The sequence below is a fragment of the Streptomyces sp. NPDC030296 genome (assembly GCF_055572815.1).
In genome coordinates, this window is sequence record NZ_JBVICQ010000005.1 from 243,329 (window position 1) to 256,023 (window position 12,695).

8 protein-coding genes are annotated in these 12,695 nt (G+C 72.0%); 7 read left to right on the forward strand and 1 reads right to left on the reverse strand.

From position 1 onward, the window contains the following. The first annotated feature begins 187 nt into the window (after positions 1-187). Both ACZ4Z3_RS16510 and ACZ4Z3_RS16515 read left to right on the forward strand, forming a co-directional pair. Entirely contained in the window at positions 188-3,082 is a 2,895-nt protein-coding gene (locus ACZ4Z3_RS16510; RefSeq protein WP_468501645.1) for an SNF2-related protein, read from the forward strand. Beyond that, positions 3,079-4,350: an SWF or SNF family helicase gene (locus ACZ4Z3_RS16515; protein ID WP_468501646.1), complete on the forward strand. Its 1,272-nt coding sequence runs from the start codon at positions 3,079-3,081 to the stop codon at positions 4,348-4,350. The genes ACZ4Z3_RS16510 and ACZ4Z3_RS16515 overlap by 4 nt, the downstream gene beginning before the upstream one ends. 185 nt (positions 4,351-4,535) lie before the next feature. Here ACZ4Z3_RS16515 and xylA read toward each other — a convergent pair whose 3' ends face one another. Beyond that, the gene (xylA, locus tag ACZ4Z3_RS16520) at positions 4,536-5,702 is read right to left on the reverse strand and encodes a xylose isomerase (protein WP_468501647.1); all 1,167 of its coding nucleotides are present in this window, start codon (positions 5,700-5,702) and stop codon (positions 4,536-4,538) included. A 146-nt stretch (positions 5,703-5,848) separates the two neighbouring features. On the opposite strand from xylA, the gene xylB reads away from it, so the two are divergent. The 5 genes from xylB to adh all read left to right on the forward strand — a co-directional run bounded on the left by xylB (position 5,849) and on the right by adh (position 12,557). Continuing rightward, positions 5,849-7,294: a xylulokinase gene (gene xylB / locus ACZ4Z3_RS16525; RefSeq protein ID WP_468501648.1), complete on the forward strand. Its 1,446-nt coding sequence runs from the start codon at positions 5,849-5,851 to the stop codon at positions 7,292-7,294. Positions 7,295-7,386: 92 nt separating this feature from the next. Then, positions 7,387-8,595: an ROK family protein gene (locus ACZ4Z3_RS16530; RefSeq protein ID WP_468501649.1), complete on the forward strand. Its 1,209-nt coding sequence runs from the start codon at positions 7,387-7,389 to the stop codon at positions 8,593-8,595. Positions 8,596-8,875: 280 nt separating this feature from the next. Then, on the forward strand, positions 8,876-9,475 hold the full coding sequence (locus ACZ4Z3_RS16535) for an N-acetylmuramoyl-L-alanine amidase (protein ID WP_468501650.1): 600 nt from the start codon (positions 8,876-8,878) through the stop codon (positions 9,473-9,475). 101 nt (positions 9,476-9,576) lie between these two features. After that, complete coding sequence (locus ACZ4Z3_RS16540) at positions 9,577-10,854, forward strand: helix-turn-helix domain-containing protein (RefSeq protein WP_468501651.1); 1,278 nt, start codon at positions 9,577-9,579, stop codon at positions 10,852-10,854. A gap of 179 nt (positions 10,855-11,033) precedes the next feature. Next, positions 11,034-12,557 (forward strand): aldehyde dehydrogenase, encoded by a 1,524-nt coding sequence (gene adh, locus ACZ4Z3_RS16545; protein WP_468501652.1) that lies wholly within the window; start codon positions 11,034-11,036, stop codon positions 12,555-12,557. Positions 12,558-12,695: the final 138 nt, after the last annotated feature.

The window sequence follows — 12,695 nt, forward strand, 5'->3', positions numbered from 1 at the left end:
CCGGACCCCGACCCTGACGCAACCCTGACTCCGCCCCCGGCGCAACCCTGAGACGCCCTCGACTTTTCTCGGCCCATCCACACGCCGTGACGGGCATCACCTCGGTTCGCACGCCCGTCACGTTTGAAGTGAGGTACCCTCGGCGATCCTGAGTGCGGTAGTCAAATTTGAGGAGTTCAGTATCCCTGTGCCGACGAACCTCGCGGCGTCCCCTGCCGATGTCTCCGAGCTGGCCCGCTGTCACGCCGCTTTCGTGGCCGACGCCCCTGCCAGGACCGGCCGTTTCGTCTTCCGCCGCCCCTACGGCACGGCACCGCCGCCCGTCGCGGTCGGCTCCGCCGGGGAGTCGACGGTCGTCCTGCCCGGCGAGACGGGTGCCGAGCTGGTGACCGTGCCCGTCGTGTCGCTCCCGGTGAGCGCCGCCCTGCCGGTGCTCACACGCGCGCGTGCGGCGGCGGACGCCGACCGGTCGACCGTCTTCTGGGGTACCGCCGCCGTCCTGGCCCTGCAACTCGTCGCACGTGGACTTCTGTTGCCCGGTGTGACCGCCGCGGGCCAGGACGCGTGGCGGATCGGCCCTCTGCGGACGGAGGACCTGGAACGGGTCCGCGAGCTGGCGGCGGCGATGCCACCGGAGGCACACGCCGTGCCCGTCGACCACACCTCGCCGCTGCGTCTGCCGGACCCCGAGCGGCTGCTGCGCGCGTTCCTCGACGCGGTCGCCGACTCGCTGCCGCGCACGCCCGCCGCCGCCCTCGTCGCAGGTGGCCCTGCCTTCGCGGCACGGGAGCCGCAGTCGGTGCCCGAGCAGCGCGCCTGGGCCTCCGATGTCGCCGCCGGTCATGACGCCGGGGTCCGCCTGTCGTTGCGCGTGGAGGTCCCCGGACTGGCCTCGGCCGACCCGGACGAGACCCGGTTGTCGTTCCGGGCCGTCCTCCAGGTGCACAGCGTCAGCGACCCGGCGCTGGTCGCGGACGCCTCCGCCGTGTGGGCCGGTGCCGAGGCGTTCAGCCCGCGCACGCGGATGGACGCCCTGCTCGCGCTGCGCCGCGCGGCTCGCTCCTGGCCCCCGCTCACCCCCCTGCTCTCGGCCGCCGTGCCGGACGCGGTGGATCTCGCCGACGAGGAGGTCACCGAGCTGCTGGGCGAGGGGGCCCGGACGCTGGCCGCCTCCGGCGTCGAGGTGCACTGGCCCAAGGAACTGGCACGCACATTGACCGCCCGGGCGGTCATCGGTCCGCCGGACGACGAACAGGACGACGAAAAGGCGGCCGGTACGGGCGGCCCCACCACGACTGCTTCCGGCGGGTTCGCCTCCGGCACTGCGTCGTTCCTGTCGGCCGACGCGCTGCTCGCCTTCGACTGGCGGTTCTCCCTGGGCGACCAGCGGCTGACCCGCGAGGAGCTGGACGCGCTCGCGGAGGCGAACCGCCCGATGGTGCGCCTGCGCGACCAGTGGGTTCTCGTCGACCCGGAGGAGATCCACCGCGCCCGCGCGCAGCGGGACCACAAGGTCTCCCCGGTCGACGCGCTCGGCGCCGCCCTGACGGGGTCCACCGAGATCGACGGCCGGATGGTCGACGTGCGGCCCACGGGCTGGCTGGCCACTCTGCGGGAGCGGCTGTCGGACCCGGAGGGTCAGGTACCGGTCGGGCAGCCGCCGGGGCTCGCCGCGACCCTGCGCGACTACCAGCTGCGGGGCCTCGGCTGGTTGGCCCGGATGACATCTCTGGGGCTGGGCGGCTGCCTCGCGGACGACATGGGGCTCGGCAAGACGATCACCCTGATCGCCCTCCATCTGCACCGGCAGTCCGACACCTCCACCGCGGGCCCCACACTCGTGGTCTGCCCGGCCTCCCTGATGGGCAACTGGCAGCGCGAGATCGAGAAGTTCGCGCCCGGCGTTCCGGTGCGCCGCTTCCACGGCACACGGCGCACCCTGGACGGGCCGGCGGACGGAGAGTTCGTCCTCACCACGTACGGCACCATGCGGCTCGACGCGTCACGGCTCGGCGACGTCCCCTGGGGCATGGTCGTCGCGGACGAGGCGCAGCACGTGAAGAATCCGTACTCGGCCACGGCGAAGGAGCTGCGCACCATCGGGGCACGCGCGCGTGTGGCGCTCACGGGCACTCCGGTGGAGAACAACCTGTCCGAGCTGTGGGCGATCCTCGACTGGACGACGCCGGGGCTCCTCGGCAGGCTCGGCACCTTCCGCACCCGGTACGCGCAGGCTGTCGAGGGCAGCCGGGATCCCGCCGCCGCGGAGCGGCTCGCCCGCCTCGTACGGCCGTTCCTGCTGCGGCGCCGCAAGTCGGATCCGGGCATCGCCCCGGAACTGCCGCCGAAGACCGAGACGGACCGCGCCGTGTCGCTGACCAGGGAGCAGGTGGGCCTGTACGAGGCGTTGGTCCGCGAGACGATGGCGGAGATCGCCCGGGCCGACGGCATGGAACGACGCGGGCTGATCGTGAAGCTGCTCACCGGGCTCAAGCAGATCTGCAATCACCCGGCGCAGTTCCTCAAGGAGGAGCGGCCCCGGATCGCCGGCAGGTCGGGGAAGTTGGAGCTGCTGGACGAACTGCTGGACACCATCCTCTCCGAGGGGGCGAGCGTTCTGGTGTTCACGCAGTACGTGGGGATGGCGCGGCTCCTGGAGCGCCATCTGGCGGCGCGTGGCGTGCCGACGCGGTTCCTGCACGGGGGCACACCGATCCCGGAGCGCGAGGCGATGGTCGAGAGCTTCCAGGAGGGAGGAGTTCCCGTCTTCCTGCTGTCCCTGAAGGCAGCCGGTACCGGTCTGAACCTGACGCGCGCCGAGCATGTCGTGCACTACGACCGCTGGTGGAACCCCGCCGTGGAGGCCCAGGCGACCGACCGGGCGTACCGCATCGGTCAGACGCGGCCGGTGCAGGTGCACCGGCTGATCGCGGAGGGAACGATCGAGGACCGGATCGCGGACATGCTGGTCCGCAAGCGTGCGTTGGCCGAGGCGGTGCTCGGTTCCGGCGACACGGCCCTCACCGAGCTGTCCGACGCCGAACTGGCCGACCTGGTGGAACTGCGAGGGGACGCACGATGACGGAACGCAGTGGACAGAGTGAGGAACGCACGTTCGCCGCTCTCGCGCCCGTTCACGGGCGTGGATTCACGCAGACGTGGTGGGGCCGGGCCTGGCTGAAGGCGTTGGAGGAGGCCGCGCTGGACTCCGGGCAGCTCAAGGAGGGGCGCAGACTCGTGCGCGCGGGAGCCGTGGGCGCCGTGGCGGTGCGCCCCGGACGGGTCACCGCCGTGGTCCAGGACCGCGACGGCACGGCCCATCGGGCCGACGTCCTGCTCCAGGAACTGTCCGAGGCGCACTGGGACCGTTTCCTCGGGATGGCCGCGGAGCGGTCGGGGCACGTCGCCGCCCTGCTCGACCGTGAGATGCCGCCGCATCTCGTCGAGGACGCGGCGACGGCTGGGGTCGACCTGCTGCCCGGGCTCGGAGACCTGGAGGCGGAGTGCGACTGCGGCGCCTGGGACCACTGCGGGCACACCGCGGCACTCTGCTACCAGGTGGCGCGACTGCTGGACCAGGATCCGTTCGTCCTGCTGCTGATGCGGGGCCGGGCCGAGCGGGCGCTGCTGGACGAACTCCAGGCCCGCAGTGCCGCCCCCGAGGCCGAGGAGCAGAGCCCACCGGAGAGCCCCTGGGACGGCCTGGACGCCGCCGAGGCGTACGCGGCCGGGGACATCCTGCCTCCGCTCCCGGAGCCGCCCGGGCTGCCCGCGGAGCCCGGTCTGCCGCCGTCCCTCGACACCGAGGTGCAGCCAGGGCCCGGTGTCGACCCGGGCGCGCTGGAGTTCCTGGCGGCGCGGACCGCCCAGGAGGCCTTCAGGCTGCTGGCCGAGGCCCTGTGCGACGGACATGATCAGCAGGCCGTGGAGGCAGAACCCGCGCCGGATCAGGACGCGGTGCGCCTGGCCGCCGGCGGCCCGGAGCCGAGCGTCACGGCACGGCTCGCGGAGGGCTCCGGACGTGGCGGGGAAGGGCTGGCGCTCGCGGTCCGCGCCTGGCGGTACGGCGGTGCGGCCGGGCTCGCCGTCCTCGACGAGGAGTGGCCCGTCCCGGCGGAATCGCTCGCACGCGCGCGTGCCGCGCTGGAAGCGGCCTGGGACGACGACGAACGGCCACGGCTGCGCCCCGCCCACAATCGCTGGACCGTGGTCGGCGGCTCCGCCCAGCTGCGCCTCGGACGGGACGGCCGCTGGTGGCCGTACCGCAAGGAGGGGGGCCGCTGGGCACCGGCGGGCCCGGCCACCCACGATCCGGCGACGGCACTGGCTTCGGTCGACACCGATGCGTGAGCGCGTCACCTGGGCTTGAGCGTGTCACCGAGGCGTGAGCGGGTCGGAGACGTGCGCTGGTCGGAGACGTGCGCGGCCTCGGCAAAACAACCGCCCCTCCCGGGCGGCGGGCCGAACCCGCCGCCCGGAACGGCGGGAGGCCCGCACCGCTGCGAGCGGCGGAGGCCTCCTTCACGCGCGCGTGATCAGCCGCGGGCACCCAGCAGGTGGTCCATCGCGAGCTGGTCGAGCTGCTCGAAGGCCATGCCGCGGGCCGCGGCGGCCTCCGCGTCGAAGTCCTCGAACGCGGTGGGGTCCGCGAGCAGTGCCTGCAGACCGTCGGCGGCGGTCGGCTGGGCCAGCTGGTCCAGGCGGGCCGCGCGCAGGGCCTCCTGGACCTGCGGGTCTGCGCGGAAGGCCGTGGCGCGCTCCTTCAGGATGAGGTAGTTGCGCATGCAGCCCGCGGCCGACGCCCACACCCCGTCGAAGTCCTCGGTGCGCGGCGGCTTGAAGTCGAAGTGCTTCGGGCCCGCGTAACCGGCGCTCTCCAGGAGGTCGACCAGCCAGAAGGCCGAGCGGAGGTCGCCGGCGCCGAAGCGCAGGTCCTGGTCGTACTTGATGCCGGACTGACCGTTGAGGTCGATGTGGAAGAGCTTGCCCGCCCACAGTGCCTGCGCGATGCCGTGCGGGAAGTTCAGCCCGGCCATCTGCTCGTGGCCGACCTCGGGGTTCACGCCGTACAGCTCCGGGCGCTCCAGGCGCTCGATGAAGGCCAGGGCGTGACCGACCGTGGGGAGCAGGATGTCGCCGCGCGGCTCGTTCGGCTTGGGTTCGATGGCGAACTTCAGGTCGTAGCCCTGGGAGGTGACGTATTCGCCCAGAAGGTCGAAGGCCTCCTTCATGCGGTCGAGCGCCACGCGCACGTCCTTGGCGGCACCGGACTCGGCGCCCTCACGGCCACCCCAGGCGACGTAGATCTTGGCGCCGAGCTCGACCGCCAGGTCGATGTTGCGGATCGTCTTGCGCAGCGCGTAGCGGCGGACGTCCCGGTCGTTGGCGGTGAAGGCGCCGTCCTTGAAGACGGGGTGCGTGAACAGGTTGGTGGTGGCCATCGGCACGGTCATGCCGGTGGTGTCCAGGGCGGCGCGGAAGCGCTTGATGTGCTCCTCGCGCTCGCTGTCCGAGGACCCGAAGGGGATCAGGTCGTCGTCGTGGAAGGTCACGCCGTAGGCGCCCAGTTCGGCCAGACGCTGCACCGTCTCGACAGGGTCGAGGGCCCGCCGGGTGGCGTCGCCGAACGGGTCCCTTCCCTGCCAGCCGACGGTCCACAGGCCGAAGGTGAACCTGTCCTCGGGGGTGGGCTGGTAGTTCATGCCGCGGCTCCTTGCGCTCCGACTATTTCGTCATGGCGATTTACAAATTAGTATGCGGACGCGTCTGTGGGAAGACAAGATGTCGCCCGCCGGACGCGTCAGCCGCGTCGGCGGCAGTCACGAGCCCGCGTGAGAGGGAGAGCCCGATGTCAGCAGCCGAGGGTCCGCTCGTCGTCGGTGTGGACTCGTCCACACAGTCCACCAAGGCCCTGGTCGTCGACGCGTCGACCGGACGGGTGGTGGCGAGCGGGCAGGCCCCGCACACCGTGTCGTCCGGAGCGGGACGGGAGAGCGATCCGCGGCAGTGGTGGGACGCGCTGTGCGAGGCGTTGCGCCAGTGCGGTGAACCCGCCCGTGAGGCGGCGGCGGTGTCGATCGGCGGTCAGCAGCACGGCCTGGTCACGCTCGACGCGCAGGGCGATCCGGTGCGCCCGGCGCTGCTGTGGAACGACGTGCGTTCCGCGCCGCAGGTGCGCCGGCTGGTGGCGGAGCTGGGCGGCCCGAAGGCCTGGGCCGAGCGCACCGGAAGCGTCCCCGGCACGTCCTTCACCGTCACGAAGTGGGCCTGGCTCGTCGAGAACGAGCCCGAGGCGGTCCGCGCCACCGCCGCCGTCCGGCTGCCGCACGACTATCTGACCGAGCGCCTCACGGGCCAGGGCACGACGGACCGTGGTGACGCCTCCGGCACCGGCTGGTGGGCTTCCGGGACGGAGGCGTACGACGAGGAGGTCCTCGCCCATGTGGGCCTGGACCCGGCCTTGCTGCCCCGTGTGGTCCGGCCCGGCGAGGTCGCCGGCACCGTGCGGGACGCCCACGACCTGCCGTTCGCGAAGGGCACCCTGGTCGCCCCCGGCACCGGGGACAACGCGGCCGCCGCACTGGGCCTCGGCCTGCGGCCCGGCACACCAGTGCTGAGCCTGGGCACATCCGGCACGGTGTACGCCGTGTCGAAGCACCGCCCGGCCGACCCGACCGGCACGGTGGCGGGCTTCGCGGACGCCCACGGAGACTGGCTGCCGCTGGCCTGCACCCTGAACTGCACCCAGGCCGTCGACCGCGTCGCCGCGCTGCTGAGGCTGGACCGCGAGGCCGTGCAGCCCGGCACGAGCGTCACCCTCCTCCCCTACCTGGACGGCGAACGCACCCCGGCCCTCCCCCACGCCTCCGGTCTCCTGCACGGGCTGCGGCACGACACGACCGGCGGACAGCTCCTCCAGGCCGCGTACGACGGTGCCGTGCACTCACTGCTCGGTGCCCTCGACCTGGTGCTCGACGCGGACGCGGACCCTTCGGCTCCGCTGCTGCTGATCGGCGGTGGCGCGCGGGGCACGGCGTGGCAGCAGACCGTGCGACGGCTGTCGGGGCGTGCGGTGCAGGTCCCGGAGGCCAAGGAACTGGTCGCGCTGGGCGCGGCGGCGCAGGCCGCGGGGCTCCTCACCGGCGAGGACCCGGCCGCGGTCGCCCGCCGGTGGGACACCACGCGCGGGCCTGTGCTGGAAGCGGTGGAGCGGGACGAGGAGACGCTGGCCAGGATTTCCGGGGTACTCTCCGACGCCGCGCCGCTGCTGGAGCGCGAGCCTGGCGGCCGCTGACCGGGCAAGGGGCGCCTGAAGTGGGGAGATACGATTCCGCGCATGATCTGAGGCGCACCAGCCACGACACTCCGAGAGGAACGGGGGGAGGTATGACCGCACCGCTGCACGAGGCGCACCCGAGCACTCCCGGCCGCCGCCTGCCCGACACCCAGCAGGGCATGCGCCGCCGCAACCTCTCCCGGGTCATGCACACCGTCAACGCCGAGGGCCCGCTCTCCCGCGCGGCGGTGGCGTCGCACATCGGCCTCACCCGGGCGGCTGTCTCCACGCTGGTGGACGAACTGATCCGGGCGGGACTCCTGGAGGAACTGGGTCCGGAGCGTCCCGGCCGGGTCGGCCGTCCCGGTTCGGCGCTCGCTCTCAGCGGACGCGGTCCCGCCGGAATCGGCGCGGAGATCGGCGTCGACCACCTCGCGGTGTGCGCGGTGGACCTGCGCGGCGCGGTACGCGCGCGTGCCGTGCGGCACGGGACCAACCGCGGCCGCTCCCCCGAGCCGGTGATCGACGAGCTGACGGGGCTCGTACGGCAGGTCGTCGCCGAGGCCGAGAAGGAGGGCCTGTGGGCGGCGGGCCTCGCGGTCGCCGTGCCCGGACTGGTGGCGCGGGACGCCCGCACCGTTATCCGTGCCCCCAACCTCGACTGGCGGGACACGGACCTCGGCGCACTGCTCCCCGACGGTCTGGCGCTGACCGTCGACAACGAGGCCAACTTCGGCGGCCTCGCCGAACTCTGGCTGGGCGCCGCGACGCCGCGCGACTTCCTGCATGTCTCCGCGGAGATCGGTATCGGTGGCGCGGTGGTCGTGGACGGCCGGCTCCTGCGGGGCACCCGCGGCTTCGCGGGCGAGCTGGGGCACGTCCCCGTGCGACCGGAGGGCCCGCGGTGCGCGTGCGGGGGGCGTGGCTGTCTCGAGCAGTACGCCGGCGAGGAGGCCGTGCTGCGTGCGGCCGGGCTCGAGCCTGGCGAGGACCGGGTGGAGCTGCTCGCCGAGCGGGCCGCCGCCGGGGACCAGGAGGTACGCCGGGCACTGCGCGGCGCCGGTACCGCGCTGGGTATCGCACTGACCGGCGCGGTCAATCTGCTGGACCCCGAGACGGTGGTCCTGGGCGGTGCCCTGGCCGCTCTCGCACCCTGGCTCGTCCCGTCACTGGAACGTGAGCTGGCCCGGCGGACAGCGGGGCCCGCGTGCGCCGTGACCGTGTCGCGCCTCGGCTCCGAGGGACCGTTGCTGGGCGCGGCCCATTCCGTGGTCCGGGCGGTGCTCGACGACCCGGCGACGGTCGGGGTGCGGGCGTAACCGCAGAGATCCCAGGCGTTACGGGCGAGAGCGCGGGTGCGCCGAAGGAAGGAGGAGCAGTCCTCGAGTCCCGGGCTGCCACGGCCACCTCACCCCTGAAGGTGGCGGAGTTATCCACAACAGTTCGCTTTTCCACCGTTTTCCCCACGCCTCGACGGCGTATCGGCTGATCGCCGTACCGTGAATCACGCGAGGCGCAGCCGTTCGACCTGCGGATGCGTCTCACACACGGGCGCCCCTCCCGCAGATCGGATTCAGCCCCCTCGGAAAGGCACACCCCATGGAGCGAGCCGAAGCGTTGCCGAGCAGGCGGCGGCTACTGAAAGGCACCGCTTTCGCCGCGATCCCCTACGCGTTGCTCCCGAGTCCCCGCGCGGACGCCCACCCAGCGCCCGTGGACCACACGTTCGCCCTGTGGGAGCCGGCGAGCGAGGCCAACTTCACGGCGGCGGACCGCCCGACGAGCCACTCCGTCGACCTGGTGATCATTCACGTGACGCAGACGACCTACAAGAACACGATGCCCGTCTTCTGGAACCCGGCGAAGCAGGTCTCCGCGCACTACGTCCTGCGATCGGCCGACGGCAGAGTCACCCAGTGCGTCCGTGAGCGGGACATCGCCTGGCACGCGGGCAACTGGGACTACAACGCACGCAGCATCGGCATCGAGCACGAGGGCTGGGTCGAGCGCCCCGAGTACTTCACCCGCGCCATGTACGAGCAGTCGGCGGCCCTCGCCTCGGAGGTCTGCCACAGGTACGGCATCCCCAAGGACCGCGACCACATCATCGGCCACCACGAGGTGCCGGGCACCGACCACACCGATCCCGGCCCGCACTGGGACTGGGCCCGGTACATACGTCTGGTCAACACCGTCTGAGGCCGTGCAGGCGGAACCGCCGGGTACGTCTCATGGCTTGTCGGGCGCGGGTGCGAGGTTGACGATGGACCCTGCCATGCACGGACTGCCGGGAGGCCGAGTTGACCGATCCATGGGTGGCTCTGGAGCCGGGAGCCGACCCTGTCGAGCGAGTGCGGGTGCTGCGTCGTGCGCACGAGGCGTTCACCCAGGGCGGCGCGGTGACGCGGCCGGTCCGTTCCGTGGTGGCCGATTCGTGGCGGCGCTCCGCGAAAGCCGGCGTCGGACCGGAGGGCACCGCGCGTGTGGAACTGACCGACGGCGACCTCGGTTCCTACCGTGCGGAGCATCCCCTGGCCAGCGTGATGCCGCTGGTCCGTGAGTTGCTGGGCACGTTCGCGGCGGACGGCGAGCATCTGCTGGCCGTGTGCGACGCGCACGGCAGGCTGTTGTGGGTGGAGGGACATCCGGCGACCAGACGCCGGGCGGACGGGATGAACTTCGTGCCGGGGGCGCGCTGGGCGGAGTCCGAGGTCGGGACCAACGCGCCAGGTACGGCCGTCGCCGTCGACCGGCCGGTGCAGGTCTTCGCGGCCGAGCACTTCATACGGCAAGTGCAGCCTTGGACGTGTGCGGCCGCGCCGGTGCACGATCCGCGCACCGGACGGGTGCTCGGCGCGATCGACATCACGGGCGGCGACCGGCTGGCACACCCGCACAGTCTCGGTTTCGTGCAGGCGGTGGCTCGGGCCGCCGAGTCCCAGTTGGCCCTGCTCGCACCGCCCGGCGCCCCTGCCGACGCGCTGGAGCTGACGGCCCTCGGTCGGGACGAGGCGCAACTCCTGGTGTCGGGAAGGAAGGTGAGGCTCAGCCGACGGCACAGCGAGATCCTGGTGCTGCTCGCCCGGCATCCGGAAGGGCTCTCCGGCGACGAGTTGCTCTGTGCCCTGTACGAGGACGAGTCGGTGACGCCGGTGACATTGCGGGCCGAGCTGGCGAGGCTGCGCAGACTGCTCGGCCCCGGGTTGCTCGGTTCGCGTCCGTACCGGCTGCTGGTTCCGGTGGAGTCCGATGTGGCGGTCGTGGAGCGGAGGTTGGAGACGGGTGCGGTGACGTCGGCCGCGACGGCGTACACAGGTCCGCTGCTGCCCGGTTCGCAGGCCCCGGCGGTCGCCCGACTGCGCCACAGGCTCGCCGAGGGGCTGCGCACGGCTCTCATGGCCCGCCGCGATCCCGACCTGCTGGCCGACTGGGCGCACGCGCCCTGGGGCGAGGAGGACCTTGACGTATGGCGCGCACTCGCGGCCGTACGGCCCACACCGGCGGTACGTGTGCGGTTGCGGGAACTGGAGACGGAGCTGAGGGCGCCGACGGGATGGGCCCATCGGAGACGTACCTGAGAAACGGCGGGGCGGAAGGACGGAGAGGGCGGGAGGGGGAGGGGAGGGAGCCGCGTGCGGGAGGGCGGAGGCGTCCTCGCCACGGGTCGCGGCGCAACGTCGTTGCAACCGTCGGATTCCTAGCCTCCACACGAGAGCCGCCCAACGGCGGGTGGCGCTTCTGGGGAGGCAGATTTTCCATGACCCGTTTCGCAGCACCTGGTACGGATGGCGCGGTCGTCTCCTACGAGGCGCGGTACGACCACTTCATCGGCGGTGAGTACGTGCCGCCGGTGCGCGGGCAGTACTTCGAGAACCCGAGTCCGGTGAACGGGCTGCCGTTCACGGAGATCGCGCGAGGTACGAGTGAGGACGTGGAGCGGGCGTTGGACGCGGCGCACGCGGCCGCGCCCGGCTGGGGTCGTACGTCGGTGACGGAGCGTTCGGACATCCTGCGGAAGATCGCCGACCGGATGGAGGCGAACCTGGAGAAGCTGGCGGTCGCCGAGAGCTGGGAGAACGGCAAGCCGGTGCGAGAGACGCTGGCCGCCGACATCCCGCTCGCCATCGACCACTTCCGGTACTTCGCGGGGGTGGTGCGCGCGCAGGAGGGTTCGCTGGCGGAGCTCGACGACGACACGGTGGCGTACCACTTCCACGAGCCGCTGGGGGTGGTCGCGCAGATCATCCCGTGGAACTTCCCGATCCTCATGGCGACGTGGAAGCTGGCGCCGGCGCTGGCGGCGGGCAACGCGGTCGTGCTCAAGCCTGCGGAGCAGACTCCGGCGTCGATCCATGTCTGGCTGAGCCTGGTCGCGGACCTGCTGCCGCCGGGTGTCGTGAACATCGTCAACGGGTTCGGGGTGGAGGCGGGCAAGCCGCTGGCGTTGAGTCCGCGGGTGGCGAAGGTGGCGTTCACGGGTGAGACGACGACGGGGCGTCTGATCATGCAGTACGCCTCGGAGAACATCACGCCGGTGACGCTCGAACTCGGTGGCAAGTCGCCGAACATCTTCTTCGACGACGTGTGGTCGGCGAACGACGACTTTCGCGACAAGGCCCTCGAAGGCTTCACGATGTTCGCGCTCAACCAGGGCGAGGTGTGCACGTGCCCGTCGCGGGCGCTGGTGCAGCGTGGGCACTACGCCGAGTTCCTCGAGGCGGCCGTGGCCCGCACGGAGCAGATCAGGACGGGGCACCCGCTGGACACCGACACCATGATCGGGGCGCAGGCGTCCAACGACCAGTTGGAGAAGATCCTCTCCTACCTGGACATCGGCAGGCAGGAAGGGGCCAAGGTCCTCACAGGCGGGGAACGCATCGATCACGGTGGCGAGTTGAAGGGCGGCTACTACGTCCAGCCGACGATCTTCGAGGGCGACAACCGTATGCGGATCTTCCAGGAGGAGATCTTCGGGCCGGTCGTGTCCGTCACGTCGTTCGACGACTTCGACGACGCGATCAAGATCGCCAACGACACGTTGTACGGCCTTGGGGCCGGTGTGTGGACACGGGACGCCAACACGGCCTACCGGGCGGGCCGTTCCATCCAGGCGGGCCGCGTCTGGACGAACTGCTACCACGCGTACCCCGCACACGCCGCGTTCGGCGGCTACAAGGGCTCCGGCATCGGCCGCGAGAACCACAAGATGATGCTGGACCACTACCAGCAGACGAAGAATTTGCTGGTGTCGTACTCGCCGAAGAAGCTGGGCTTCTTCTAGGCATAGAAAAAGGGCGCCTGATCTGGGCAGATGCCCGTCAGGCGCCCATGTCCGGGTGCGCCTAGTTCGCGAGGCGAAATTCGACCTTACTCCCGATTTCTCCCACTGGTACCCCACCCCCGATCAGCTGTTACGGGG

Excerpts from the sequence above, each read along its gene's own strand:
- ACZ4Z3_RS16535 (WP_468501650.1), top strand. The coding sequence starts at position 8,876 with ATGGAGCGAGCCGAAGCGTTGCCGAGCAGGCGGCGGCTACTGAAAGGC.
- ACZ4Z3_RS16530 (WP_468501649.1), top strand. The coding sequence starts at position 7,387 with ATGACCGCACCGCTGCACGAGGCGCACCCGAGCACTCCCGGCCGCCGC.
- adh (WP_468501652.1), top strand. The coding sequence starts at position 11,034 with ATGACCCGTTTCGCAGCACCTGGTACGGATGGCGCGGTCGTCTCCTAC.
- xylB (WP_468501648.1), top strand. The coding sequence starts at position 5,849 with ATGTCAGCAGCCGAGGGTCCGCTCGTCGTCGGTGTGGACTCGTCCACA.
- ACZ4Z3_RS16515 (WP_468501646.1), top strand. The coding sequence starts at position 3,079 with ATGACGGAACGCAGTGGACAGAGTGAGGAACGCACGTTCGCCGCTCTC.
- xylA (WP_468501647.1), bottom strand. The coding sequence starts at position 5,702 with ATGAACTACCAGCCCACCCCCGAGGACAGGTTCACCTTCGGCCTGTGG.